General features: G+C 31.9%; 1 pseudogene. It reads left to right on the forward strand.

What is annotated here, in order from left to right:
- Positions 1-307, forward strand: a pseudogene (locus AVBRAN12642_RS09815) (hypothetical protein); the annotation flags it as partial.

Genomic DNA, 307 nt, shown 5'->3' on the forward strand with positions numbered 1-307 from the left:
GATAGCTAAAGCGGCTAGCAACTTCTCAACAGTTATTAGTGATATTACTTCTTATTATACAGCTAAAGGCAAATTTGACACAAGTTTATCTACTATGACAAACGTTGCTTTAGAATCTGATGGAAGTTTCAAAATTAAAGATAAAAAATGTGCAAAGATTACTGCAGCTAGTACTGGTAGCACATTAACAGTTGAAGCTGGTGCTGATATAGCTCAGCCTATTTGTGATTCATTTAATAAAGTTAGCAGTATCACAGCTATTTTGGGAAATAAAGAATTAAAAACTTATGATAGTAAAAATCCATAC

Origin of the sequence: Campylobacter sp. RM12642 (assembly GCF_020137635.1) — a bacterium.
GTDB lineage: Bacteria > Campylobacterota > Campylobacteria > Campylobacterales > Campylobacteraceae > Campylobacter_E.